Source organism: Pseudomonadota bacterium, assembly GCA_039196715.1.
Lineage (GTDB): Bacteria > Pseudomonadota > Gammaproteobacteria > CALCKW01 > CALCKW01 > CALCKW01.
On sequence record JBCCUP010000037.1, the window covers coordinates 1 to 26705 of the forward strand.

26 protein-coding genes are annotated in these 26705 nt (G+C 62.5%); 25 read left to right on the plus strand and 1 reads right to left on the minus strand.

The window, feature by feature from the left end; genetic code table 11:
* Nucleotides 1–91: 91 nt before the first annotated feature.
* On the minus strand, nt 92–922 hold the full coding sequence (locus AAGA11_13355; protein MEM9603847.1) for a tetratricopeptide repeat protein: 831 nt from the start codon (nt 920–922) through the stop codon (nt 92–94).
* A 1673-nt stretch (nt 923–2595) separates the two neighbouring features.
* Here AAGA11_13355 and AAGA11_13360 point away from each other — a divergent pair.
* The 25 genes from AAGA11_13360 to AAGA11_13480 all read left to right on the plus strand — a co-directional run bounded on the left by AAGA11_13360 (nt 2596) and on the right by AAGA11_13480 (nt 26636).
* Complete coding sequence (locus AAGA11_13360; GenBank protein ID MEM9603848.1) at nt 2596–3024, plus strand: flagellar protein FlaG; 429 nt, start codon at nt 2596–2598, stop codon at nt 3022–3024.
* A 68-nt stretch (nt 3025–3092) separates the two neighbouring features.
* Nucleotides 3093–3509 carry a flagellar export chaperone FliS gene (gene fliS / locus AAGA11_13365; protein ID MEM9603849.1) on the plus strand — a complete coding sequence of 139 codons (417 nt, stop codon included), beginning with the start codon at nt 3093–3095 and terminating at the stop codon, nt 3507–3509.
* Nucleotides 3510–3515: 6 nt separating this feature from the next.
* Complete coding sequence (locus tag AAGA11_13370) at nt 3516–3848, plus strand: hypothetical protein (protein MEM9603850.1); 333 nt, start codon at nt 3516–3518, stop codon at nt 3846–3848.
* An 84-nt stretch (nt 3849–3932) separates the two neighbouring features.
* Nucleotides 3933–5396, plus strand: a complete 1464-nt coding sequence (locus AAGA11_13375; protein MEM9603851.1) for a sigma-54 dependent transcriptional regulator — start codon at nt 3933–3935, stop codon at nt 5394–5396.
* A 112-nt stretch (nt 5397–5508) separates the two neighbouring features.
* Nucleotides 5509–6543 carry a HAMP domain-containing sensor histidine kinase gene (locus AAGA11_13380; protein MEM9603852.1) on the plus strand — a complete coding sequence of 345 codons (1035 nt, stop codon included), beginning with the start codon at nt 5509–5511 and terminating at the stop codon, nt 6541–6543.
* A 29-nt stretch (nt 6544–6572) separates the two neighbouring features.
* The gene (locus AAGA11_13385; GenBank protein MEM9603853.1) at nt 6573–7940 is read left to right on the plus strand and encodes a sigma-54 dependent transcriptional regulator; all 1368 of its coding nucleotides are present in this window, start codon (nt 6573–6575) and stop codon (nt 7938–7940) included.
* A gap of 15 nt (nt 7941–7955) precedes the next feature.
* A complete protein-coding gene (fliE, locus tag AAGA11_13390; protein ID MEM9603854.1) occupies nt 7956–8294 on the plus strand; it encodes a flagellar hook-basal body complex protein FliE in 339 nt (112 codons plus the stop codon).
* 36 nt (nt 8295–8330) lie between these two features.
* Nucleotides 8331–10157: a flagellar basal-body MS-ring/collar protein FliF gene (gene fliF, locus AAGA11_13395; GenBank protein MEM9603855.1), complete on the plus strand. Its 1827-nt coding sequence runs from the start codon at nt 8331–8333 to the stop codon at nt 10155–10157.
* A 42-nt stretch (nt 10158–10199) separates the two neighbouring features.
* Entirely contained in the window at nt 10200–11210 is a 1011-nt protein-coding gene (gene fliG / locus AAGA11_13400; GenBank protein MEM9603856.1) for a flagellar motor switch protein FliG, read from the plus strand.
* A 33-nt stretch (nt 11211–11243) separates the two neighbouring features.
* A complete protein-coding gene (locus AAGA11_13405) occupies nt 11244–12005 on the plus strand; it encodes a flagellar assembly protein FliH (protein ID MEM9603857.1) in 762 nt (253 codons plus the stop codon).
* 40 nt (nt 12006–12045) lie between these two features.
* Nucleotides 12046–13404 (plus strand): flagellar protein export ATPase FliI, encoded by a 1359-nt coding sequence (fliI, locus tag AAGA11_13410; GenBank protein ID MEM9603858.1) that lies wholly within the window; start codon nt 12046–12048, stop codon nt 13402–13404.
* Between the two features lie 6 nt (nt 13405–13410).
* Nucleotides 13411–13845: a flagellar FliJ family protein gene (locus AAGA11_13415; protein MEM9603859.1), complete on the plus strand. Its 435-nt coding sequence runs from the start codon at nt 13411–13413 to the stop codon at nt 13843–13845.
* Between the two features lie 317 nt (nt 13846–14162).
* Nucleotides 14163–15503, plus strand: a complete 1341-nt coding sequence (locus AAGA11_13420) for a flagellar hook-length control protein FliK (GenBank protein MEM9603860.1) — start codon at nt 14163–14165, stop codon at nt 15501–15503.
* 281 nt (nt 15504–15784) lie between these two features.
* Nucleotides 15785–16321 (plus strand): flagellar basal body-associated FliL family protein, encoded by a 537-nt coding sequence (locus tag AAGA11_13425; GenBank protein ID MEM9603861.1) that lies wholly within the window; start codon nt 15785–15787, stop codon nt 16319–16321.
* A gap of 9 nt (nt 16322–16330) precedes the next feature.
* Entirely contained in the window at nt 16331–17512 is a 1182-nt protein-coding gene (locus tag AAGA11_13430; GenBank protein MEM9603862.1) for a FliM/FliN family flagellar motor switch protein, read from the plus strand.
* Between the two features lie 2 nt (nt 17513–17514).
* A complete protein-coding gene (gene fliN, locus AAGA11_13435; GenBank protein ID MEM9603863.1) occupies nt 17515–17877 on the plus strand; it encodes a flagellar motor switch protein FliN in 363 nt (120 codons plus the stop codon).
* A 5-nt stretch (nt 17878–17882) separates the two neighbouring features.
* Entirely contained in the window at nt 17883–18326 is a 444-nt protein-coding gene (gene fliO / locus AAGA11_13440) for a flagellar biosynthetic protein FliO (GenBank protein MEM9603864.1), read from the plus strand.
* Complete coding sequence (fliP, locus tag AAGA11_13445) at nt 18316–19071, plus strand: flagellar type III secretion system pore protein FliP (protein ID MEM9603865.1); 756 nt, start codon at nt 18316–18318, stop codon at nt 19069–19071. Before fliO ends, fliP begins: the two co-directional genes overlap by 11 nt.
* Nucleotides 19071–19340 carry a flagellar biosynthesis protein FliQ gene (fliQ, locus tag AAGA11_13450; GenBank protein ID MEM9603866.1) on the plus strand — a complete coding sequence of 90 codons (270 nt, stop codon included), beginning with the start codon at nt 19071–19073 and terminating at the stop codon, nt 19338–19340. The genes fliP and fliQ overlap by 1 nt, the downstream gene beginning before the upstream one ends.
* Before the next feature lie 51 nt (nt 19341–19391).
* Nucleotides 19392–20165 carry a flagellar biosynthetic protein FliR gene (gene fliR, locus AAGA11_13455; GenBank protein MEM9603867.1) on the plus strand — a complete coding sequence of 258 codons (774 nt, stop codon included), beginning with the start codon at nt 19392–19394 and terminating at the stop codon, nt 20163–20165.
* 1 nt (nt 20166) lies between these two features.
* A complete protein-coding gene (flhB, locus tag AAGA11_13460) occupies nt 20167–21321 on the plus strand; it encodes a flagellar biosynthesis protein FlhB (GenBank protein MEM9603868.1) in 1155 nt (384 codons plus the stop codon).
* A gap of 23 nt (nt 21322–21344) precedes the next feature.
* Nucleotides 21345–23429 carry a flagellar biosynthesis protein FlhA gene (gene flhA / locus AAGA11_13465; GenBank protein ID MEM9603869.1) on the plus strand — a complete coding sequence of 695 codons (2085 nt, stop codon included), beginning with the start codon at nt 21345–21347 and terminating at the stop codon, nt 23427–23429.
* 59 nt (nt 23430–23488) lie between these two features.
* The gene (gene flhF / locus AAGA11_13470; GenBank protein ID MEM9603870.1) at nt 23489–25015 is read left to right on the plus strand and encodes a flagellar biosynthesis protein FlhF; all 1527 of its coding nucleotides are present in this window, start codon (nt 23489–23491) and stop codon (nt 25013–25015) included.
* 56 nt (nt 25016–25071) lie between these two features.
* The gene (locus tag AAGA11_13475; protein ID MEM9603871.1) at nt 25072–25908 is read left to right on the plus strand and encodes a P-loop NTPase; all 837 of its coding nucleotides are present in this window, start codon (nt 25072–25074) and stop codon (nt 25906–25908) included.
* Entirely contained in the window at nt 25905–26636 is a 732-nt protein-coding gene (locus AAGA11_13480; protein ID MEM9603872.1) for an RNA polymerase sigma factor FliA, read from the plus strand. The genes AAGA11_13475 and AAGA11_13480 overlap by 4 nt, the downstream gene beginning before the upstream one ends.
* The last annotated feature ends 69 nt before the right edge of the window (nt 26637–26705 follow it).

Here is a 26705-nt window from a genome sequence, read left to right on the forward strand (position 1 = left end):
GCGTCCCCGGAAGGCAGCCGATTTCAACTAGAAGGAAGAGTCTGTCTAGAGTTGTCAAAGAACAAGCACACGTGCGACGTATTAAATTACATCAGCACTGATGCATACATCGAAGTTTCATTTTTACATATTTTTTGTAGTAGCCTTCGCTTAGATGACTTAAGTGGTCAACCTTGTTAGTTGAAATGGCCATGTTAAGCAAAACACTGGTATTGTGGGGTGAAATCTTTGAAGCAGCGTGCAGTAACTGAAGTGCGCTTTCAGCTGAACCGTTCTCTTGTTCAACAATCGCACGTTGAACCCAAATTGCAGGAACACTACGATTGCGTGCTAGCGCTTGGTCTAGCAACCTTGCAGCCCCAGATAGTTCGCGGATCTGCAGCAGTGCAGTACCTGCCCAGAACCAAGGTTGCCAGTTATAATTCTCTTGAAGAAGTAGAGGTTTTAGAACGAGTACGGCCTTACTAGCGTCTCGGGACATAGTAAGGAGCCGCCCAAGGAGTAATCTTGCCTTAGTATTGTTTGGCTCCTGAGATAAGACTTTCTCTAGCAGATTTGCTGCGATTTGTGGCTCTGTTGCCTGTAGTTGTAACGCACGACGAAAATACTTTTCTGCGGTTGTTTCACCGTGAATAATGCTGTTCGTGATTGGAATTTTGTCCAATGGAACATAGCCGACCACGGGCAGGTCCCGTGTTGCGGTTTTGATTCTCGCGAAATTAGTGTTGTCTACTGTAGTGTTCTCGGTATCGCTACCTTCTATAACACTGTTGTTTCTTATTAAGCTGCGTAAGGAATTGGTATTTTTTATCGTATGGTGCATGTTGGACACTGCCGTCTCAACCATATCTTCAGGAAAAACAGGTCGTGCGTGCATAATGCTGGTGACCAATGCAAGTATGCTCAGTAGCCGGACTATCATCGTTTATCTCCTTTTTTAACAAGGCTTTAGCTTTTACTGGGGCATCGACTAAGTGAGCGTTTATCAACACTATCAGTCATGTTGAATTGTGATTTAAAGGTGTCAATGAAGCCCAAGAATAAAATGATGGGATTATCTTGACTTCGGGCGCTGGCTGTTCAGTGTACGTCTATTTCTTTTGGATCAAACCGCTTAGATCAGTGCTGCCGCCGTCCATAGCACGTATCAGCGGTGAGTCCTTGTGCCATTTTTGGTTTATGGCGTTCGGGGGTACATGGTTCTTTTTTCAATTGTCTATTTCTCGGTTTATCAGATATGGCAGCGTGCCAATACCTAGCGCGTGTAGTTGATCGTTGTCTTCAGAATAACTTGTGCGTTTGGATTTTTTTTTCGTAAGCGCGTGGATCTTTTTCATCCTATGCGATATTCTCCGTCGGCCGTTTCGGGTGCAGCAGATGCTGAGCGGAGGAATAGGACGAAGCGCAATGCGATGTAACTTGCCACTGATATTGACGCGGCTGCCAGTGCGAGTGTCGCGTATGCGCGCAGATATGGTGGGATTTTCATATGTACTCCTCCAACGTTACATAACGGTTGTATCCACTGCATCGACTGCGTCCCCGCACATCTAGTCTGTCCCTCACCCTTGAGGGCTATTCCGGAGTTAGTTGCTGCGCGTTCGGTAACCAGCTTTGCTAACCGTTCTTCTCGTCAACGTAGAGGCACTATGACTTGTCAGAGGTCCCTACCGTAACGTGATGTGCCGTGTGCTGAGTCTGCCGTGGTGCTTTAGTACCTGGCTTGGTTGATGCCGTTGTATTTCGATTTCCATACTACGTGCAGGCGTTCGTACTATTGTCGCGAAAATAGATAACTTTCGTGAGTAACGCCTCCCCTCTGCTGCAAGAACAGAACCGTCTTGGGCATCATAGAATCTGCGATCAGAGCGACTTACTGCTCAAGAGTGTTTAAGAGTGTCCTACAAACTCGCGGCGCTTGTGTTCTAGCATTAATCGAATACCCACGGTCAATCGCTTTTGGTGAGGAGCTTCGAATGAGTGCGGGAGTTTTAGGCATGTGCACAAGTGTAGTGTCAGTTGGCAATTTAGCGGTGCGTCGTTTAGTAATCATCAGTATGAGATGTTGGATCTAAGAGTGTTTGTAGCTTCACAATGCTTCATTTTACAAACACATACACAACCGTCTTAGTGTATTCAGTGTTTGAACGAGATGATGTCTTGTACAAAGGGGTTCGTGGCAACAATCGTCGCGCAAACGCTTGATACCGCCATCTCGCTCGCCGAGTCTCTGCTGGCGCCAGCTTTGCGGGAGCAGCCTTAAGTTGCACATTAGCAGCTCAGCTGGTGACAACTCATTAGCTTTGTATGTGAATCCCATTTAGTGGCTTGCGTGGTGTGTTTTGAACAGATTGCGTTTGTAAGCGAACAATGGCTCGGCTGTGGACGATCAAGAGTGCTCGCTCTTTACCAACCACTGGCATTAAAGAATTGTCAGTGTACTGCCGTTATCGTGTCTGACGGGGCCGAGGCGCGTGGTTGACGCGTCCCCGTCAGGCAGGTCGTCGCCAGCGAGGGCGTCGGTTCGCCAAGGAATTCACTCCACCGGAAGGAAGGCCAGTCGGGTGTCCATTGGACACCACAGGTGAGAGAGTGATGAACAGAATTGCAGACATAGCGAGTGCAGGCGCGAGCTGGATACCGCACAACGGCAACCCCTACCAAACCCGGTCGGCCGCCAACGAGGCCGCCTTCTCCGACGTGGACGCGACTCAACGGGCACGCCAGAGCGAAGCGGTCGACGACGGCGGCAGGCGCGACCCGAACGCACCTGACCAGTCGGCTCTGATCGAGCAGTCGAGCGAGCAGTTGGCAAAAAAACTGAATGACAGCCTGAAGCATCAGGACCTTGAGTTCAGCGTGGACAAGGACACTGGCAGCACCGTGATCACTGTGACCAGTCGACACACCGGTGAAGTCGTGCGTCAGATTCCGAGCGAGGAGGTCTTGCATCTGATGCGCGACGTGCAGTACCAGTCGGTGGACACCATGGATTCTGCGCGGATTTTTGACCAGTCCGCGTGATGCCGTGAGCCGCTGACCTGTGCTGCGCGCCAGACACTGACGCAGAACCACAGGGATATTGGATTCACATGACCTACCACGAGGCACTAGACGAGTACCGTCAGGTCGGCAAGGGAACCGGCGCCACGTATGCGGACCCGCACCAGCTCATTCAACTGCTCTACGACGGTGCTCTGGACCGGTTGGCCCAGGCGCAAGCGGCGATGGGACGGGAGGAGATGGCCGAATGCCATCGGCTTGTGAGCGAGGTGATCGGCATCGTGGAGGGGCTGGACGGGTGTCTGGACAAGGACGCCGGTGGCGATCTCGCAGACAATCTGCACGAGCTCTACGTCTACGTGATCCGGCGGTTGTTGCTGGGCAACCTCAACAACGAACTCGGCGAGGCAGTCCAGGAATCGGTCGATTTGCTGCGTGAATTGCGTGAGGCCTGGGCGCTGATACCGGTCGACATGCGCGGCATCGAAGCAGACAAAGCGGGGTAGAGCGTCATGACAGAGCACCCCCCTGAGTTCAAAGCGCCTGAGGACGTCGCCCTGTTGCGCCTTGCCGACGACGTGTGTTCGGCCATCGAAGAGGACGACTTTTCCCGTGCCAATGCCCTGGCGTTGGAGCTCCAGACCACAGTGCGCGAACACCTCGAACAGAGCCGGGCGGACGCCCCGGAAACTGCCAATTTATTGTCTATACTCCAATACGTCAGCGAGCGACAACGGCAGGCGCTGCGGTTGTCGACGCAAAAAAAACGCGACGTGGTGCAGTCGATGCGCACACACCAGAAAGGCGTGTTGGGCGTGTCGAGTTACCTGAACCACGTCCGATGAGAGGCACTGACTGATAGGGCAACGCACAGCTCTGCCGGTTGGTTTGCCGGATCGCCGTCCAACAGACCACCGAAGTAGCGACACATGAGCAGAGCATCGCAATCACGCGCACTCGTCATCGACCACGACGTGAACCGCGCCGACCGGTTTGTCAACGTGTTGCAGTTCATCGACTGCGAGGCGGACGTCCTGTACTCCCTCGAATCGATGACCCAATCGCCGAAACTCGCCGAGTACCAGGTGGTGTTTGTCGCACAAAGTACCGACGCGCTGTCGACCGTCCAGGGGTTGCAATCCGAATCTGACAACCTGCCGGCCTTCGTGTTGTTGAACGACGGCGAGCCGAGCACAGCAGAGATGAGCGTGCTCGCAGGCACCTTTCTCGGCGTGGCCAAGCACGATGCGCGCTACCCGGTGATCAGCAATTTTCTGCACAAGGCCCAAGTCTTCTCGAAAAAGAAGAGCGCGGGCGAGCAGCAACCCAAGCGGGCCGGAAACATCGAGTTGTTTCGCTCGCTGGTGGGCAACAGTCGTGGCATCCGCTCGGTGCGCGAGATGATCGAGCAGGTCTCGCCGACCGAAGCTACTGTGCTGATTCTCGGCGAATCGGGTACCGGCAAGGAAGTGGTGGCCCGCAACATCCACTACCACTCTGCACGCCGGGGAAAGCCCTTCGTGCCGATCAACTGCGGCGCGATACCGCCCGATCTGCTCGAGAGCGAGTTGTTCGGACACGAGAAGGGCGCGTTTACCGGCGCCATCACGGCCCGCCAGGGTCGGTTCGAGTTGGCCGAGGGCGGCACCATCTTTCTCGACGAGATTGGCGACATGCCCCTGCCGATGCAGGTGAAGTTGTTGCGTGTGCTGCAGGAGCGCAGCTTCGAGCGCGTGGGCAGCAACAAAACCATTGAGACCAACGTCCGCATTGTCGCCGCAACGCACCGCGATCTCGAAAAGCAGATTGCCAAGGGGACCTTCCGGGAGGATCTCTTCTACCGCCTGAACGTGTTCCCCATCGAGATGCCGCGCCTGCGCGATCGCAAGGAAGACCTGCCCCTGCTCGTGCAGGAGTTGATCACACGCCTCGAGCACGAGAAAAACACATCGGTCAGGCTCACCAACCAGGCCCTGTTGTCGATGTGCAATTACGACTGGCCCGGCAACGTGCGCGAGTTGGCCAACATGATCGAGCGGCTTGCGATCCTCTTTCCCTACGGCGTGGTCGACGCGCGCGACCTGCCGAGCAACGTGTTTCACAGTGACGAAGACATTCCCGCGAACGTCAGTACGGTGCCCACCGAGAGCGACGATCTGGTCGGCAGTGTGCCGAGTTTTGCCGCCACGGCAGACCCGCGGTTGCCGCGAAACGGCATTGACCTGAAACAGCACCTGACCGAGATCGAAATCAGTCTGATTCACCAGGCGCTCGACGAAACGCACGGTGTTGTCGCGCATGCGGCCAAGCGTCTCGGTATCCGCCGGACAACGCTGGTTGAGAAAATGCGCAAGTACAGCATTCAGCGCTCGGAGCTCGAAGCGGCGTCATGATCCTGTCGCCGGTCTGATTCAAGGCCGGCAACTCACTGATTTTCGTCACAACATCGTGTGGCACTGAATCTGCATCGACGGCAAGGTCCACTTTGCATTCGATGAGCAGTTCATGCCGCAGCCCGCCAAGGCCGACGTTTCCGGCCACCAGACAGAAAGCGACACCTGCACGGCGACGCTGGGCGCTGCCGCTGAACCGAGCCCGTCCGCTGCCGGCGTCCCGGTATCCGCGATCCTCTCGGTTGACGCATCCGGTATCGTCTCGGCGAGCAACCGACAGGCAGCCAGCCTGCTGGGTCACGATCCTGTCGGCGTGCCCTGGGCCGACCTCAAGACCCGGTGGGCCAGTGCCGACGGTGTCGGCACCACGGTCGCATCGGATGCGTTGCGGTACGTCGAATGTGATCGGTGTGCCAACGGTGCCCACATGGTGGTGTTGGTCGAACACGACCGCGCCACGTGCGCGCCGTTGCGTGCCACCAGCGAGTCCGCCTCGGTGCTGGCGCACCAACTGCGCACCCCCTTGTCGGCAGCCACACTTTACGTGTCGCACATCGTCGGCGCTGCCGACCTGAACCCGCAACACCAGCGGTGGCTCAGCCGGACCCTCGAGCAGTTGTCCGCCGCTGAGCGCATGGTGGGCAACCTCGCCATGTTCTCGCGCGACAGCGCGTTTGCAACCGAGACCCTTCGCCTCGCCGACCTCGTCGAGGGGCTGGAAGCCGGTTGCGAGGCCCACCTCCGGCGTGCGGACATCCGCTGCCGATACCGCGTGACAGACGAGGCCATGCCGTTGCTCGGCAACCGCGTTGCGCTCGTCTCAGCGCTGTCGAACATCGTGACCAATGCGTGTCAGCACGCGCCCGGGTCACACCTGACCGTCACGGCCGGTCTGGGCGTCAACGGGCGTGGCACGGTTGTCATTCGGGATACCGGACCGGGATTCCCGGCCGACCTGGACCTGGCTGCCTCGCAGCCCACCGACGAACTGTCGCTCAGCGGCCTGGGGCTGATCGTGGCCCGGCGCGTCGTCGAGCAGCATGGAGGCACGCTGGTCGCCTCAAACCATCCCGACGGTGGCGCACAGGTGTGCGTCGAACTGCCGCTTGCGCGCTGCGCAGCGGACAGTGTCGAAGTGTCGATTTAAGTGAACGGAACCTGTCTCAGGGGAGAGCAATGAACAAGGCCCACATACTCGTCGTAGACGATGATGCAGCAATGCGGCAAGCCATCGCAGACATCTTGCGTGACGATGGATTTGACGTTTCAGACGCCGCCAATGCGCACGACGCGCTGACCATGATGCACAGCGCAGCGCACTACGACCTGGTGCTCAGCGACGTGCAGATGCGGCCGATGGACGGCGTCTCGCTGTTGAAGTCGGTGCGCGAAGCGCGCATGGACGTGCCGGTGGTGCTGATGACCGCGTTCGGCACGGTCGAGCAGGCCGTGGAGACCCTGCAGGCCGGTGCATCCCACTACCTCGCCAAGCCGATCGAATCGGACAAGCTGTTGTCGACCGTGCGCTCCCTGACCGAGCGCCGTGAAGCGATCGGTGGGGATTTCGTCGCCGGTGACGAGAAGACGCTCGATCTGCTGCAACTGGCGCGTCGCGTTGCGGAATCCGAAGTGTCGGTCATGATCAGTGGCCCCTCCGGGGCGGGCAAGGAAGTCATGGCCCGCTACATTCACAACAACTCGCAGCGCGCAGAACAGCCTTTCGTGGCGATCAACTGCGCGGCGATTCCGGAGAACATGCTCGAAGCCGTGTTGTTCGGCTATGAGAAGGGCGCCTACACCGGTGCTCACCGCTCCATGCCCGGCAAATTCGAGCAAGCCCAGGGTGGCACCCTGTTGCTTGATGAGATCTCGGAAATGGATCTCGGTTTGCAAGCCAAGCTGCTCCGCGTGCTCCAGGAGCGCGAAGTCGAGCGGCTCGGCAGCCGAGAGTCGATCTCGCTGGATGTCCGCATTCTCGCCACGACCAACCGCAATCTCAGAGCCGAGGTCGCAGCCAACCGGTTTCGCGAGGACCTCTTCTACCGCCTGAACGTGTTCCCGCTGCGCTTGCCGCCGCTGGCCGAGCGCGGTGACGACATCGAGCCGCTCGCGCGCCTGTTCGTCGCCAAGCACACGCCGGTCAAGGACATGCCGAAGCCGATCAGTGCCGCGGCGGTTGCGCGACTGCGACAGCACAAGTGGCCCGGCAACGTGCGTGAGCTCGACAACGTGATGCAACGTGCGCTGGTCCTGACCGAGGGCCGGGAGATCGGCGTGGCCGATATCCATTTTGAGGAGCACGAGCGTGCCCAACCGGACCACGCCGAGGAGTCGGCGTCTGCCGGTGGCGACAGCCCGCTCGGCAACACGCTCAAGAGCCGCGAGAGCGAAATGATCCTCGATGCGCTCAAGGCCTGCAACGGCAGCCGCAAGGCCGCCGCCGAGGCGCTCGGTATCTCGCCGCGCACCTTGCGCTACAAGCTGTCGCGCTTGCGCGAGCAAGGCATTCGCGTGCCGGAAGCGTACGGTTACAGCAACGTTTGAGAGAGCACCTGACGCGTGGCATCACCAGTCAACACTGCCCGTTTGATGGGCCAACTCGAAATGATGCGCGCCATGGCGGCGCAGGAAGTCGGCTCGCTCGAGCCCTCGGCACAGACCTTGTCGTCGCCAGCGGGCCAGTTCGCCGAGTTGCTCAAGGCCCAGGTGGACAACGTCAACCGCGCGCAGGATTCAGCGCGCGGCCTCGCCGAGGCCTTCGAACTCGGCGAGCCGGGTGTCGATCTGGTTGACGTGATGATCGCCGCGCAGAAGTCGCGCGTGCAGTTCGAGGCCCTGGCAGAGGTGCGCAACAAGTTGTTGGGTGCCTACCAGGAAGTGATGTCCATGCAGGTCTGATCGTTGCCGAGCGCGTAATGAGAGAGAGAACGATTCATGGCTGAGGGCGATGCTGCAACGGTCGATCCGTCGCTGGCTTCGGGCGGTGTTGGCGATTCGTTGAGCAAACTGACCACCCCGGCACCCTGGCGCGAGGCGCCCGTGGTGCGCCAGGTGGCTGTGCTCGCAGCGCTGGCCGCTGTGGTTGCGATCGGCGTCGGGGTTGCGCTGTGGTCGCAGGAGCCGAACTACCGCCCGCTGTTCAGCGAGCTGTCGGGCTCAGATGCGGTGAGCGTCACCGACGCCTTGACGTCCAGCGGTGTGCCGTTTCAGATCGACTCGGCCACCGGGACCGTACTCGTGCCCGCCGAGCGGGTCAACGAGGTGCGCATGCAGCTGTCTGCGATGGGCCTGCCTGAGACGGCGGGTGCGGTCGGACTGGAAATGCTGCGGGAAAAGCAGGACCTCAGCACGTCGCAGTTTGTCGAGGGCATGCGGTACATCCACGCGCTCGAAACCGAATTGGCGCGGTCGATTTCCTCGTTGCGAAACGTGCGCAGTGCCCGTGTTCACCTCGCCATGCCGAAGGAGTCGGTGTTCGTCCGTCGGCGCACGCCGCCGAGCGCCTCTGTGGTGCTCGAGTTGAGTTCGGGTCGGCGCCTGCAAGGGGATCAGGTCACGGCGATCGTGAACCTGGTGTCCTCGAGTATCCCCGCACTCACGCCCGACCGTGTGACCATCGTCGACCAACACGGCGCGCTACTTACCGAGGCGCGCGACAACTCGCAGATGATGGCGAGCTCGCGAGAATACGAATACCGTCGCCAACTCGAATCGGACTACCGTGAACGCATCCTCTCCGTTCTCGAGCCGCTGGTCGGCAAGGGCAAGGTGCGTGCGGAGGTCACGGCCGAGTTGAACTTCGACACCCAGGAGAGCACACGCGAACAGTACCTGCCCGACGGTCGCGTGGTGCGCTCCGAGCAGATCAACGAGAGCGAGTCGGCAGACAACGACCCGATCGGTATTCCCGGCGCGCTGTCGAACCAACCGCCTGGTGAGGGCACGACGGACGCGGAATCGGCCGGGGTGCTCGGTGGCATCAACGGATCGTCGCAGCGGAGCTCGACCCGAAACTACGAAATCGACCGCACCATCAGCCACACGCGCCGGTCGGTCGGCGCGGTCCAGCGACTTGCGGTCGCCGTGGTGATCGACGATCCGGAGCCGGTGGCAACCGAGGCCACGGCGGAGGAGGGCGCGGCCGAAGACGCCGAGGAAGGCGCCGTCACGGTCGAACCCGAAACCGGCTACAGCGACGAGCAGATGGCCCGGTTCAACCAACTGGTGCAGAGCGCGATCGGGCTTGTGCCGGACCGCGGGGACACGCTGAGCGTGATCAATTCGCCGTTCCAGCCGGTCGTTTACGAGCCCATGCCGGAGCCCGCGATCTGGGAGCAGGCGGGGTTCCAGCAAATCGTCAAGTACGTGCTCGCCGGACTGGTGATCTTCTCGCTGGTGTTCTGGGTGGTGCGGCCGATGGTGCGTGCACTGGTACCGCAGGACGAGGCGGACAACACGGATGAAACGCCGTTGCTCGACGCCGACGGTCAGCCGGTCGAAATCGGTGAAGATGGCACACCGGTGTTGTCGGGTGAGATTGAAAGCGACGACGAGCTCGAGGACGACTACCTGTCGCTGAGTGACGACGGACGGGTGATCGATGCCCGTGACGAAGCGCGAGAACTGGCCTTGCAAAAACGCCTGTTGTTCGCCCGTGCGCTGGTCGAGGAAGACCCGGCCCGTGCAGCGAATGTGCTCAACGCCTGGTTGCGTCGCGCCGACGTGCAGTCGGCGGACAGCACGGATGCGGTTGAGGCCTAAGCGACGACAGGACACGCCCGGGGGGCGTTCGGGGGAACAGAGATGTCAGCGTTGGTGGAATTTGACGACGAGACGCGCAAGACCGCGATCTTTCTGATGGCACTGGGCCAGGAACACGCCGGCAAGGTGATTCCGAACCTCAGCGATGCCGACGTCGAGCGCATCAGCGCATGCATCACCTCGCTCGGGCAGGTGAAACGGGATGGCATCGAGACCGCCATTGCCGAGTTTGTCGAAGACATCCGCGATCAGACTGCGTTTGGCATCGACAACGACGACTATCTCGAGTCGCTGCTGTTCAATGCGCTCGGCTCGGAACGCGCGCAACGGGTTCTCGACCGACTCAACATGCTCGGCGAGCCGGCTAACCTCGAGGCGTTGAAGTCACTCGAACCGAATGTCATCTTCGAAATCCTGCGTGACGAGCACCCGCAGATCATCTCCGTGGTCATCTCCCTGATCGAGGGCAAGAAGGCGGCGGAGCTGCTCAAGATGTTCCCCGAAGAAAGCCACAACGACTTCGTCTTGCGCGTCGCCAACCTGAACACCGTGACGCCGCAAGCCCTGCGCGAACTCGACCACGTGCTCGAGCGGGCGCTGGGCACGCAAACCGATTCCGGCTCGACGCCGCAGTCGGTCGGCGGGGCATCCACGGCTGCGGCACTCATCAATGCGGTCGGTGGCGACATGGCGGAGGGCTTCAAGGCCTTCCTGCTCGAGCACGACGAGGCGCTGGGCAAAAAGATCGACGACCTGCTGTTCGTCTTCGAAGACCTCATGGCCCTCGACGACCGCGCGATTCAAACCTTGCTGCGCGATGTGTCGACCGACGACCTGGTGGTTGCGCTCAAGGGCGCGTCCGAACCCTTGTTCGAGAAGATCCTGCGCAACATGTCGTCGCGGGCGGCCGAGATGCTGCGCGACGACATCGACGCGCGCGGTCCGGTGCGCGTGGCCGACGTCGAGGAGGCGCAGAAGCGCATCTGCAACCAGACCAAGGAGCTCGAGGCGCAGGGCAAGATCATGTTGGGCGGGTCCGATGATTTCGTCTGATTGCAACCCTGATACCTCAATGCGCCTGTCCCGATGAGCGCCACGGCGGTACGCTGGACCCTGCCGAGCCTCGACGCCTCACGACCGGCGGCGAGCGAGTTGGAGACCCCGGAAACACGAGACACGCCGGACGTGCTGACGCCGGCTGTCGAGCCGGTTGCACCAGCAGCGCCCGCACCGGCCGCCGACCCGGCGAGCGGCGAGCGTGCAGGGGAAGCGTTGGACGACACCTTTGATGACCCGGTGACCTGCTCGGATGCCGTCCTGGCTGCCGAGCGCGAAGCCGCCTACGCTGCGGGCTTCGAGGCGGGTCGGGTCGACGGCCACGCGACCGGTCTGGACGCTGGCCGTGCTGAGGGGCGGGCCGAACTGGACGTATCGATTACGGCGTTTCAAGGCGTGCTCGACTACCTCGCCAGGCCAATCGATGACCACGACGATCGCCTGGAGGACGAATTGGTTGCACTGAGCGTGGCCGTGGCGCGGCAGCTGGTCCGCCGCGAGCTCGCAACTGCACCGGGCGAAATCGTGCCGGTCGTGCGCGAGGCCCTCGCGGCCCTGCCGAGCAGCCAGCGCAACGTGTCGGTGTGTCTGCACCCGGACGACGCGGCGTTGGTTCGTGAGGTGTTGGCCGAAAGCGCGGAGTCCGCTGCCTGGACGTTGTCGGAAGACCCGTTGTTGAGCCGCGGCGGCTGCCGTGTCGAAGCCGGGTATTCACACGTTGATGCCACGCTCGAAACCCGACTGCAGCACATTGCCACAGCGCTCTCGGCGCGCAGCCGGGCCGATGACTGATACGCACTCCGCATCGGTTTCGTCGAGCCGCCGCGACCGCATGCGGTCGCGGATCGCGTCCATCGCGGCAGCACCGCCGGTGATGCCCGCGCCGGTGGTCGAAGGCAGGCTCACGCGCATGGTCGGATTGACGCTCGAGGCGGTTGGTTGCCAGGCGCCAGTCGGCGACCGGTGCCGCATCATCTCGCCGGGCATGGCGCCGTTTGATGCCGAGGTCGTCGGCTTCGATGGCGACAAGATGTACCTCATGCCCGCGGAGCGCCTGCACGGGGTGATGCCGAATGCGCGCGTGATTCCGCTGCGCGACCACGAGGTGTTCTCGGTTGGTGAGCATTTGCTCGGACGGATCATCGATGGGGCCGGACGTCCCCTGGATGGCGCGCCACTCGAGGCCCAGGGTACGGCGGTCTCGCTGCAAGGCGAGGCCATCAACCCATTGCGTCGCCCCCCGATCTCGACGCCACTCGATGTCGGCGTTCGGGCCATCAACGGTCTGCTGACGGTGGGCCGAGGGCAGCGCATCGGCTTATTCGCCGGTGCCGGGGTCGGCAAAAGCAGCTTGCTCGGCATGATGGCCCGCCACACCGAAGCGGACGTGATCGTTGTCGGGCTGATAGGCGAGCGGGGTCGTGAGGTGGTCGAGTTCATCCAGACCAGCCTCGGTCAAGCCGCGCGCGAGCGTGCGGTGGTCGTCGCGGCACCGGCGGATGACACCCCGCTGATGCGCCTGCACGGTGCCTTGCTTGCTAATTCGATTGCAGAGTATTTTCGCGACCAGGGCAAATCCGTTCTGTTGCTGATGGATTCGCTCACGCGTTTTGCGCAGGCGCAACGCGAGATTGCACTTGCGGCCGGTGAGATGCCTGCCACACGGGGTTACCCGCCGTCCGTGTTTGCGCAGCTCCCACGACTTGTGGAGCGCGCCGGCAACACCGACAACGGTGGCTCGATCACGGCCTTTTACACTGTGCTGGTCGAGGGCGACGAGGTCACCGACCCGATCGCCGACGCCGCGCGCGCGATTCTCGACGGGCACATCGTGTTGAGTCGGGAACTCGCCGAGGCGGGTCACTACCCGGCCATCGACCTCGACGCGTCGATCAGCCGTGCCATGCACGCGATTGTCTCGGACCAGCACCTGCTGCACGCGCAAGCCTTTCGCCAGGCCGTCGCGACCTACAACCGCAACCGGGATCTGATCTCGGTCGGCGCCTACCAGGCCGGCTCCGACCCGGCCATCGACCGCGCCATCCAGTTGCAGCCCAGGCTGATCAGCTGTCTGCAACAGGGCACGAACGAGGCGGTCGGATTCGAGGCCAGCGTGACCGCAGTCGGGACGGCGTGTCAGCTGCAGAACGACCCGGCGCAACCCGATTCAGCCTCTGCGATCGCGGTGTGATGAGCCGTGCAGCAGGGCGTCTGGCAGGAGCTGATTGAACAGGCGACGCGGGAGACCACCACCGCGCGACAGCGGCTGATGCGGCACCGCCTGGAACTCGACCAGGCCGAGACGCAGCAAAAGCAGTTAAAGATGTTCCGCCAGGACTACGCCGACCAGGCAAGCGCCGCCGGTGGGCGCATGAGTCTGTCTCGTTTGATGCACCTGCGCGCGTTCATCGACAACCTCGATGTGGCGATTGCCCAGTTGTCGGCACAGATCGAGCACCTTCACACCCTGAACGCCGAAGCGCAGGCTCGGCTCAGCGAGCGCCGAGCGCGGCAGTTGGCCCTCGAGAAGCTCGTTTCGATGCGAACGGCCCGCCAGGCGTCGGCGCGGGATCGACGCGAGCAAGCGGCCATCGACGACCTGATTCAAGCTCACGCGCACAGAAGCCGATAACCCGGCGTCGAAATTCTGGCGCGTCAATTGCACCACGTCACCTGAGCAGGAGCGAATCCTTTCAGGTGCCAGTGGAATTATTAGGTTTATTTTTTACTATGGAAGCTGTTACCACAGGAAGTGGTCTCATGGACGTGCTGCGTTCTCCGCAGCCGACCGAGCATGCCGCCCCGACCCGGCGGTTTTCGGATGTATTCAATGAACGGCAACACAGTACAACCCCCGACGCGGAGCCTCGGGCTGACACAGCCCAGCCGACAGCCCTTGCAGGCCCGGTTGCCGGACCGGTAGAACGCCAGCCGGCAGGCGGCGGCTGGATGCCGTTCGGAGCTGCCGGCGGCAGTGGGCGAATCCTGCTGAGCGACCCGCTCACGCAGGCCCGGCCAGCGAACCTGCTCGGAGCACAGTCGACCGGTGTACCCAGCACGGCCGTGGGGGCGACTGCTGTACCCCGTGCCGAGTTGCCGCTGCCCGGCCTGATGCAGCCTCGTCTGTCGGGCGAGCTCACTGCGGCACGCAGCGGCGTCGGTGCGGTTGACACGGCCGGTATCGGGCCGGCAGAGGTGTCATTTGACAGCGCTGCACGGCCGTTGACGCCACTCCGCCCGGTGGCGGTCGACGTCCAGGGCGGCGCACGTGCCACCCCGCTGACGACACCCGAGCGCGTGGCAGCCCCCGCTGACGTGATCGCCGCATCGGCCGAGGGTGAGGGCGGCGCCGAGCCGCCGGTCTTTCGGGAGGCCACGCGCGTCGTCGATGGCCGCCTGGCCGACGGTGCGCAACAGTCCGCGACGCGAACGGTGACGGGCGCTGACATCGCCGGGATGACGGCCGTGATGCAACGCCCCGGCACGGGCGCGGGCGCGGTGCCGGAACCTCGGGTGAACGCGAACCGTGTTGGCACCACCGCCGCGGCGGCGGTTGACGCGGTGTCCGAAGGCGTCGACGGCGACGTGTCACTCGACTTCCGGGCAGAGTCGCGCCCGCTGATGTCCGAGGCGGCCACGGCGGTGGCAGGCCTGGCCCAACAGCCAACGCGGCAGATGCCGCTGACCGCGGTGGCGACCGGCGGCGCTGAGTTTGCCGTCACGGCACCGGCCGCTGAGCCCGCAACGCGACCAGCCTTGACGGCCCCGGTCGACACGGGGGCGCTGGAGATGATGGATGCACCGGCGGAGGTTGCCGAGCTCAGCATCGAGACCGCGGTTGATGACCCCAACTGGAGCGAGGCGCTGAATTACCGCTTGCAGTGGTTGGCACAACGCGGTGTTCAGAGTGCCCGCATCCAGCTCAACCCCGCTGAACTCGGTCCGATGGACGTGACCGTTGACGTGGTCGACGACGTCGCAACCGTGCAGTTCCGCGCGGAGCACGGTCTGACGCGCGAGGCGCTTGAGCAGGCCTCACCACGCTTGCGTGAGTTGATGATGCAGGCCGGGTTCGACCGTGCCGAGCTCGACATCAGCGGGGGTGACAGCGATCAACGTCAGCGCCATGCCGCCTCGGCCGACGGCCGATCCGCGGATCAGCAGGCGGCACGTGATTGGCGAGACGACGATAGCGCAGGATCGACGCAACCGGGTGCAGGTCCCGCGGTAGAACCGGCGGCCTCCGTGGCCGACGGCCCGACCCCCGGGGGATTGAACCTCTACGCCTGATCGGCGAGCGCTGAATCCGGGCCGCGGCTCTCGCGGCCTTTTTTTGTGCGCGGTTCAGCTGAGGCAGTGAAGGTGGCACCGTCTTTCGTCGCAAACTTGACTGCAGCGTGCGTCGGCCGATTGTCACGTCGCTGTCAGCGCTGCTAAGTCGCTGAAAAGGCGCATAACAGGCGCTGCACACTGCGGCACGCGAATTGCTGATCCGTCGTAGACACCGGGTTGTGCACGGTCCCCATCGGGCCAGCGTGCGCGACGCGAGCCCACGCAGTCGAGGAACGGCAATGGCCGAAGACGAAAACGCGGAAGACGAGGGCGCCGAAGGCGCAGGCGGTGACGAGGACGCGGGGAAAACCACCAACAGCCGGAAACTGGCCAAGTTGGCGCTGTTCACCTTGTTCTTTGCGGTGTCCTTTGCAGCCGGCGCGGCGTTCAACCACTTCACCTTTGGCACCCGCACGGTTGTGAAAACCGTCGAGGTGGAGAAGGAAGTGGAAATCCCGACCCCGTATTACACCGAGTTCGATCCGAGCTTCACCGTCAATATCCCGGGCGAGAACGGCACGCACTACCTCGACCTGACCTTGTCGGCCTTGTCTTTCGACCGGGATTCCTACGCGATTCTGCGCGAGTACCGGCCGCTACTGCGCAACAAGCTGCTGCTGACCATCAGTAACCGCAACTTCGAAGAGCTGCTCGATGGCGGTGGGCGCGAGCAACTGCGCGAGGACTTGCACGCAGCGATCGACGACATCCTGTTGCAGGCCGGGCAGACGATCAAGGTCGAAAAAGTGTTTTTCACGAAATTTCTCCTGCAGTAGTCCGACGGCATGAGCGAAGAAGAAAATCCGGATACCCCCGAGTCTGACGGTGCCGCTGCGCCTGAAGGCGCCGAGACCGACGCGGGCGCCGAGGACGCGTCTGTCGAGGGCGTCGGCGAGGAGGGCGGTGCGGACGACGCGGGTGAGGGTGAGGCGTTGCTGAGCAACGACGAGATCGACGCCTTGCTCGAGGACGTCGATGCAGACGACGTCGACGGCGGGCCCTTGGGGCCGGCAAAAGTGATCGACCTGGCCGACCGCGGTGGCAGTGCGTTCAAGATGGCCGGTCTCGACCGGGTCAACGCCAAGTTCGCGCTTCAACTCAGGCAAGGCTTCTACACCTTTCTGCGCCACCGTGTGGACGTCAGCTTCGACGAGACCACCTGCCCGACCTTCGACGAGTTTCTGGCCGGTTGCGTCGAGCCGACCTCGTTCACGGTCATGCGCATGGACCCCTTGCCGGGTCAGGGCGTCGTCGCCGTGCCCGCCGACCTTTTGTACCGCGTGGTCGACACCTTATTTGGCGGGTCTGGTGCGGATGCACGCGCCGAGTCGATGGTCGAGTTCACCCCCACGGAGATTCGTGTGGCGCAGAGCCTCGTCGACGTGACGCTCACCGAGTACGCGCGGGCCTGGTCCGAGGTGCTGAACATCCACGGTGTCATCCAGGGCCACGAGTCCAATCCGCGCATGGTCGTGATCACCGAACGCAGCGAGCGTGTCGTGGTGTCGAGATTCACCGTCACCCTCGAGGGTGCCGGCAAGGGCCAGTTTGCGGTGGTGATGCCGCTCGCGATGCTTGAGCCCGTTCGGGACGAGCTGGCCTCGGACATTCAGGAGGACACGGAATTCAACTCCAGCCCCGACTGGTCCAAGGATTTCCGGCGTGAGCTGATGCTGGCTGAAGCCAGCGTGATTGCACGCCTGGCCACCGTAGACACCACGGTGAGAAAGCTAGGCAATTTGCAAGTCGGTGACATATTACCGGTCAACGAGCCCGACCAGGTCGATCTCCTGGTCGAGGGTGCCTTGTTTCTGCAAGGCCGCTACGGGGAGACGCGCGGCAACGTCGCTGTACGCATCGAAACCGTGGCCGATCGCGTCCTCGAACTCAATCCGTCTGAACCGGCTCGACTGAGCCTCGAAGACGACCGCGCTGCACGCGTGGAACACCCGGCTGATGGAGCCTGAGCATGTCAGAAGAAGCATTGGATGTCGGCGACGCCGACGACGAGCCCGGTACCGACCTTGTCGACGGTGCCGCCAACGAGGAAGGGCTGAGCGCCGATGAGGTCGACGTCAACCTCGATGTCATTCTCGATGTGCCCTTGTCGCTGTCACTCGAGGTCGGGCGCTCGCGTCTGTCCATTCGAGAGCTGCTCAAGCTGAACAAGGGATCGATTGTCGAGCTGGACCGTGCTGCGGGCGAACCGCTCGACGTCATGGTGAACGGCACCCTGGTGGCACACGGCGAAGTGGTACAGGTCGATGACAAGTACGGCGTGCGCCTGACCGACGTTGTCAGCCCGGCAGAGCGCCTGAAGCGGCTGCGTTGATCGACGTGAAAACCCTGATTCGGACGACGTGGCTGCTCGCAGCGACGCTCGGCAGCGCTGCCGCGGCCGAGAGCACCGCAGTGCGCACGACCGATCCCCTGTCCGCGGAGCAGCTCTGGCGGACCGGCGGTTCTCTGGTGTTGTTGATCGTGCTGATCGTTGCGGCCATCTGGTTCCTGCGCCGAGCCGGTGCCGGTCCCCGGGGCGCCGGACGGCAGATCGCGTTTGTCGATGCGCTCGCGCTGGGTCAGCGCGAGCGTCTGGTGCTCGTTCAGGTGGGCGGTGAACAGATCCTGCTCGGTGTCTCCCCGGGCCGCGTTGAACGCGTCCACGTGCTGGAGAACCCGGTCGTCTTCGATCCGGTCGAGGACACGCACTTTTCCACTGTACTCAAGCGAGCGGTGAGTTCGGGTGCACTGCCGCAGAAAGGGGCCTCGGATGCAGCGTGATCTGCTGTTGCGCGCACTGCTGGTGTTGCTCGCGTTCGGGTGCCCGACGGCGTTCGCCGCGGGGGAGCTGCCGTTGTTCACGGTGAGCGACAACGGCGGTGGTCAGACCTGGTCCCTGTCACTGCAGATTCTGGTGCTGATGACCGCGTTGACGCTGATGCCGGCGATGGTGCTGGCGATGACGTCCTTCACGCGCATCATCGTCGTGCTCGCGATCCTGCGCCAGGCGCTGGGGACGCAGCAAACGCCGTCCAACAGCATCCTGCTCGGTCTCGCCTTGTTTCTGTCACTGTTCGTGATGGCCCCGGTGCTCGAGCAAACCTACACACAGGGACTCGAGCCGTATCTCAATGACACGTTGAGCGAGTCCGAGGCTTTCGAGCAAGGCAAGGCGCCCCTGGTGGACTTCATGCTGCGCCAGACACGGGAAACCGACGTTGCTCTGTTTGCCAACATCGCCGGCATCGACGCGATTGATGAACCACGTGACACCCCGCTGACCGTCCTGATGCCTGCCTTCGTGGTGAGCGAACTCAAGACGGCGTTCCAGATCGGCTTTCTGGTGTTCATCCCCTTCGTGATCATCGATCTGGTGGTCGCAAGCGTGCTCATGTCGATGGGTATGATGATGCTGTCGCCGATGATCATCTCGCTGCCGTTCAAGATCATGTTGTTCGTCCTGATTGACGGGTGGGCCCTGATTTCGGGCACCTTGGTTGGCAGTTTCTTCGGAGTGGCACCCTGATGGGACCGGATCAAGTTATCGAGATCGGCGAACAGGCGTTGAAGATCGCAACGCTGATTGCAACACCGTCTCTCGCCACGGCACTCGGGATTGGCCTGTTGATCGGTACCTTCCAGGCGGCCACGCAGATCAACGAAGCCACGCTGAGCTTCATCCCCAAGCTCGGGGCGCTGGTGGTGGCGATCTTCATCGCCGGGCCGTGGATGCTTCACACGCTCGTGAGCTACACGCGAGAGCTGTTTCTGGCCATACCCACGCTGGTCGGGTGACGACATGTGTCGGTCTAACAGCCTCAGCGTGTGCCAGAGCGGGTGTCGCTAGTGGACCTCGATGCGCAGCAGCTGGGCGCCTGGGTCGGCGGCATTGTCTGGCCCTTCATTCGCATCAGCGCGATGCTGCTGGCCAACCCTGTTTTCGGGTCTCGGTCGGTGCCGGTTCGGGTGCGTATTGTCATGAGTGCCGCACTGACCGTGCTGGTGTCCCCGCTGGTGGGCACCGTGACGCCGATCGATCCGGTGTCGGCGGCCGGTCTGTGGATCACATTGAACGAGATCCTGATCGGGCTCGCGATGGGTTTGGCGTTGGCGCTGCTGTTCAGTGTGTTCGTGATGGCCGGTGAACAGATGGCAAACGCGATGGGGTTGGGCTTTGCGTCGATGGTCGACCCGCTCAATGGCACCAATGTGCCCATCGTCTCGCAGTTTCTGCAGCTCATCGCTTTTCTGCTGTTCTTCGGTGTCTCGGGCCACACCCTGGTCATCGAGTTGATGGTGTCGAGTTTCGAGTTGATGCCGGTCGGCCAGTCGGTGGTTGCGCTCGAGTCGATATGGGCGCTGACCGCCTGGGCCAGCCAGATGTTCGTCGGCGCGGCGCTCCTGTCGATCCCGGTGATTGCGATGCTGTTGCTGGTCTACATCGCACTCGGCGTGATGACCCGGGCGGCACCGCAAATGAACATCTTCTCGGTGGGATTCCCGCTGACAATCCTCAGCGGCTTTGTCTCAATCATGCTTGTGTTGCCCATGGTTGGCTCGCACTTCAGCGCGCTGATGCTGCAGAGCCTCGACCTCGTTCGGACACTGTTCGGGGGCTGACATGGCGGCATCGGAGAACGGTCAGGAACGCACCGAAGAACCCACCGAACGAAAACTTCGGCAGGCGCGCGAGCAGGGTCAGATTCCTCGCTCGCGCGAGTTCAACACCATGTTCATCATGATGGCCGGTGCGGTCGCGCTCTGGACTGGCGGACAGGTGCTGATTGAAGAACTGCTGCGACTGATGTCGGCGAGCTTTTCAGTCGAGCGCGGGGATCTGCTGGCGCCGCACTTCATTGCCCTGCAGCTCAAGCGCTTCACGATGGACGTCAGCGTTGCGTTGATGCCGCTCATGATCATCATGCTGGTGGTTGCGCTGTTCTCGCCGATCCTGCTCGGTGGCTGGTCCTTCAGCCTGCAGGCCATGTCGCCGAAGTTCGAACGCGTCAGCCCGCTCGCCGGCATCAAGCGGATGTTCTCGGCTCGGTCGGCGATGGAGTTGCTCAAGTCGATTCTGAAAGTCGGCCTGGTCGGTGCGATTTTCTACGTGCTGTTCCTTGTCTACCGCGACGAGATCCTTGCAATGGGCGACCTGCCGCTGCGCGCGGCCCTGGTGCAGAGTGCCGAGTTGCTGTTGCTGTCCTTTGCTGCACTGTCAGCCGGGCTGATCGCGGTCGCCGCCATTGATGCCCCGTTTCAGGTCTGGCAGTTCACACAGCAACAACGTATGACCTTGCAGGAGGTCAAGGACGAGTCGAAAGAGACCGAAGGCCGCCCCGAAGTAAAACAACGGGTTCGCCAGTTGCAAAGCGAGTTTGCCCGTGCGCGCATGATGACCGAAGTGCCCAAGGCCGACGTGATCATCACCAACCCGACGCACTTCGCCGTCGCATTGAAATACAAGCCCAAGACCATGGATGCACCGGTCGTCGTGGCGAAGGGCACCGATCTGGTAGCCGAGCGGATTCGGGACATCGCCAAGCAACACCGTGTACCGATCGTGAGTGCACCGCCGCTGGCACGGGCGGTCTACTACACGACACCGCTGATGGCCGCGATCCCCGGCGCGCTCTACGTCGCCGTCGCGCAAGTGCTGGCCTTTGTGGTGAACCTGCGCAACGCGCGTCGCAATGGCGATCCGCTACCCAAACCGCCGAACCCGGAAATCCCCGATGGTTTTCTGGACCCGTTTGAACCGCCTGGTGTGAACACGTGAAACTTGGAAACCTGAATCTCGCGATGCCGAACGTACCCTGGCGCGAAACCGCGACCACCGTGGGGCAGGGGCTGGGGGCGCCGATCCTGGTCGTCGCTATCCTCGCAATGATGGTGATGCCGTTGCCGCCGTTCGCGCTGGACCTGTTCTTCACGTTCAACATCGCGTTCTCGCTGATCATCCTGCTGGTGGTTGTCTACGTGATGCGCCCGCTCGAGTTCGGCGCCTTCCCAACCGTCCTGCTGGTTGCAACCCTGATGCGCCTGGCGTTGAACATCGCCTCGACCCGGGTGGTACTGCTCGAGGGACACAGTGGTTCCCAGGCAGCCGGCAAGGTCATCGAGTCCTTCGGCAACTTCGTGATCGGTGGCAACTACGCCGTGGGTCTGGTGGTTTTCGCGATCCTCGTCATCATCAACTTCGTGGTGGTGACCAAGGGTGCAGGCCGGATCTCGGAGGTGTCAGCGCGGTTCACGCTCGATGCGTTGCCCGGCAAGCAGATGGCCATCGACGCGGACCTGAACGCCGGGTTGATCAACCAGGAGGAAGCGCGCACCCGACGTGTCGAGGTCGCCGCGGAGGCGGAGTTCTACGGCGCGATGGACGGCTCGAGCAAGTTCGTGCGCGGTGATGCCATTGCCGGCATCGTGATTCTGTTCATCAACATCATCGGTGGCCTGTTCATTGGCACCTTGCAACACGGGCTCGATTTCGGCACCGCAGTCGAGAACTACGTGCTGTTGACCATCGGCGATGGCCTGGTGGCACAAATTCCCTCGCTCGTGCTCTCGACCGCTGCCGCGGTGATCATCACTCGGGTGTCGAAGTCGGGTGACATGGGCAAGCAGATGGTCGGCCAGCTCTTCGACAACCCGCGTCCGCTGATCGTGACCGCGGCCATCCTGCTGGGGGTCGGTGTGGTGCCCGGCATGCCCAATTTCGCCTTTCTGAGTCTCGGCGTGCTCGCCGCCGCCGGGGCCGGTTGGTTGCACTACAAACGGACCCGCGTGCCGGCGGTGAGCGAAACGCCGGTGGATGCCCCGGCCGACGGCGACGCTGTGGAGTCGCGCGATCTGTCGTGGGACGACGTGAAAGCGGTTGATGTGGTCGGCCTCGAAGTGGGCTACGGGCTGATTCCACTGGTGGACAAGGCCCAGGGTGGGCAGTTGATGAACCGCATCAAAGGGGTTCGAAAGAAGCTCTCGCAGGAACTCGGGTTTCTGGTCCAGCCGGTGCACATCGCCGACAACCTCGGCCTGGCGCCAAACGCTTATCGGATATCCGTACTTGGCGTCGCGGTCGGGGAGGCCGAGATCCACCCCGGCAAGCACCTCGCGATCAACCCCGGCACGGTGTACGGCGAACTCGACGGCATCGTCGGCGAGGACCCGGCCTTTGGCTTGCCTGCCGTGTGGATCGACGACGACCAACGGGATCTCGCGCAGGTGCGTGGCTACACCGTGGTGGACGCCAGCACGGTCGTGGCAACCCACCTCAGCAAGTTGCTCAAGGAGAACGCCCACAAGTTGCTCGGCCACGATGAAGCGCAGCAGTTGCTCGACAAACTCGCCGAATCGGCGCCGCGCCTTGTCGACGGGTTGGTGCCCGACGAGGTGCCGCTGTCCGTCGTGGTGCGTGTGCTGCAAAGCCTGCTCGAGGAGTCTGTGCCGATCCGCGACATGCGCACGATTACCGAGATCCTGAGCGCCAACACGCAACTCGCCAAAGATCCGACGGCGTTGCTTGCCCATGTCCGCGAAGGTCTAGGTCGCCTGATTGTCCAGCAAGTGTCTGATAAAAGGGGAGATTTGCCTATCGTGACGCTGACGCCGGCCATGGAACAGATGTTGCTGAAAGTACAGGGTGGCGACGGTCAGCCAGGCACGGGTCTGGAGCCGGGCTTGGCTGAACACCTGTATCAGCAGCTCCGCACTGTCGCCGAAACTCAGGAATCCCGTGGTGCGCCCACGGTGTTGGCTGTGGCACCGGCCCTCCGGCCCGTGCTGGCCCGTTTGCTCCGGCAGGCGGTGCGTTCGGTCAACGTGCTGGCGTTCAATGAGATTCCCGACGAGTGGAATGTAGAAATCGTTGCGAGTGTCGGGGGGTGACCCTCTGACACGCAACGGGCACACCGCCCACGTTGGGCCAACCGGGTGATGAGCGCGGCATGAAGATCAAGCGTACGGTGGCAGCAGACATGCGCGCGGCGATGCAAATCATCCGCGACACGCATGGCCCCGAGGCGGTCATCCTGAGCAAGCGGACGGTTGCCGGCGGCATCGAAGTGGTGTCGGCAATCGACGTTGATGCCAACGACGTCCCGTCGGCCGCAGCGCCCGCCCCCCGCGCCGCGCGGCCCGAACGGACCAGCCGCGGCGGCACCATCGCCGAGCTCGAAAGCGAGATAACCGCCGCCACCAGCGCTGACAAGGCCGATGCCAACCGCACGGTTGTGCGTGCCGCGCAGCTGCTCGAGTCGGCCAAAGCGGCGCGACGTGCGTTCGCGTCCGGCTTGAGCGCAGAGCGCAGCACAACCCCGAACGACACACCGAGCTCGGCCGATGCCGAGGCCGATGTGCCAAGCTTCGAGCAGCGCCTGGCGATGGCGCGGGCTGAGGCCGCGGCGTCCTCGCGCGCGGTCGGGCGATCTGCTGAGACCGCGCCCACGACATCGGCGCCGGTCGACGCGGTCAGTGCTGAAGCGCCCGCGTCCGATGCCGTGCCCACGGCGCCGAGCGTGGCCGCGGCCCCGTCGGCCACGCCCGCACAGACGTCCGAGGTGCACGCGGAGTTGAAACGGCTTCGGCAACTCATGTCGCAGCAACTCGCGATCATGGGCTGGCAGGCGCAGGTCGAACGCAGTCCCGCCAGCGTGGCGCTGTTGCGTGACCTCCACGCCCTGGGTTTCCACGCACCGCTGTCGCAACGCGTCAGCCAGGCGCTGTCGCTGCAGGCCGACCCCGATACCAACTGGCAGCTCGCACGCCACTGGCTTGCGGCGCGCCTGCCGGTGTCTGACTGCAACCCCCTGAGCGACCCTGGTGTCTCCGCGGTGTTCGGAGGATCCGGTGTTGGCAAGACCAGCACGGTCGTGAAGATTGCGTCCCAATTCGCGTTGGCCGAGGGCACCGAGTCGGTGGTGCTGGTCAGCACGGACACCGAGCGGGTGGGCGGCAACGCCAGCCTGGGGGCGTTTGCCAACGTGCTGGGCATGCCCGTGCACACGGTCAACACGCTCGAGGAGCTCGACCCGTTGTTGCGCGATCTGCGCGACCGCTATGCGCGCGTGCTGATCGACACCGGCAATGGCAGCCGAAACCGCGCGCTTGCGCTCGAGCTTGCCGACATCGCCGAGCGCGCCGAGATCGCCATGCAGCACTACCTGGTCATGGCGGCCAACGCCTCGGCCGGCAGCAGTCTGGAGTTGTTGGGTGCCCTGGGACGCAGTCTGCCGGTCGCCACCATCCTGACCAAATTGGACGAAGCACGCGAGCTCGGCAGCGTGTTTTCGACAGTGATCGAACATCAATTGCCGATCGCGGCCGTGAGTGCCGGGTCACGTATACCGGACGACATAGAGCGAGTGGAAACGGAACATCTGATACAGCGGTGCGAGCAGGCACCGGCGGCGCGTGAAGCAGCCAGCTCGCTGTCCGAGCCGGCGCTGGTGGCGCGTTACGGGGGAGCACAGTGAAGGCCTTCGGCGTAGACCTGTCCGGTTGGGCAGACGACTGCCACGACGCTGCGTCGCTGCGCCTCGACAAACCCGTCAAGGTAATCGCGGTAACCGGCGGCAAAGGCGGTATCGGCAAGACCAACCTGGCGGCAAACCTTGCCGTTGCACTCGCCAAGGGCGGGCGCAAGACCCTGCTCGTCGATGCGGATCTCGGTTTGGCCAACGTGGATGTGCTGCTCAATTTGCAACCGCGGTTCAACCTCGGTCACGTGCTGCGTGGGGAACGCACGCTTGCGGAGATTGTCACCCCCGGCCCTGCAGGGCTCCAGGTGGTGCCAGCCGCCTCCGGAAACCGCCTGCTGGCGCAACTGGGCACGGCTGAGAACGCAGGTCTGGTACGGGCCTTCAGCGACCTGACCCAACAGCTTGACGTCATGGTCATCGACACCGCTGCGGGCGTGGGTGAATCGGTCGGCCTGCTGTGTGCTGCATCACGACACGTGCTCGTCATGGTCTGTGACGACCCGGCATCCATTACCGACGCCTACGCCACGATCAAGGTACTCAACCGCGAACACGGTCTGGAACACTTCTTGGTTGTTGCCAACAGAGTTGACTCGGTTCAGCAGGGGCGCGAAGTGTTTCACCGTTTGCAACGGGTCGCAAACAAGTTTCTGTCGGTTCGCCTCGAACTGGTGTCCGTCGTGCCACACGACACGCAATTGGAGCGTGCGGTGCGACAGCAGCGGCCGGTTATCGAAGCGTACCCACGAAGTCGCGCCGCCACGGCGATTGCAAAACTAGCTAAAAAAATGGATGCACTGTCACTGCCGCAACACCCCCGAGGTGACCTCGAGTTCTTCGTCGAGCGGCTGGTCCGTCACAGTGCCAATGGGGCCAACGCGGTATGAATGCGCACGCAATGTACACCCAGATCAAGAGTCTGGACAACGAAGACCTCGTAACCAAGAACGCCAATCTGGTCAAGCGCATCGCATTCCACATGATGAATCGGCTGCCGCCGAGCGTGCAGGCCGAGGACCTGATTCAGGCTGGCATGATCGGGTTGATCGAGGCTGCAAAGCACTACGATCCCAAGCAGGGCGCCAGCTTCGAAACCTATGCCGGCATCCGCATCCGCGGTGCCATGCTCGATGAGATTCGTCGGTCCGACTGGACCCCGCGGTCGGTGCACCGCAAATCACGCGAGGCAGCCGAGGCGTTGCGCAAGATCGAGCAGGAGGGTGGCCGCGATGCGAGCGACGCCGAGGTGGCCGAGACCATGGGTATCTCGCTGTCGGACTACCACCAGATCCTGAGTGAATCCACGTCGGCCCGTGTGTTCAGCTTCGATCAGCCGGACGAGAACACCGGCGAGACCATTGCCTTGCCGCAGGCAGATGTCGACAGCCCGGAGGAGTCCTTCGTCGACGGCGCATTCAAGAAAGCGCTCGCAGAGACGATCAAGAACTTACCGGAGCGCGAAAGCCTGGTGATGTCTCTCTACTACGACGACGAACTCAATCTCAGAGAGATCGGTGAGATTCTCGGGGTCAGTGAATCCCGGGTGTGTCAAATTCATGGCCAAGCCATGGTACGGTTGCGCGCACGACTGGCGGAGTGGACTCGTCGCGACTGAGAACGCCATGCCCTGAGGCAGGGCCTACAGAAAAAGCGCGGCTGGTCCGCGCTTTTTTTGTGGCCCAGT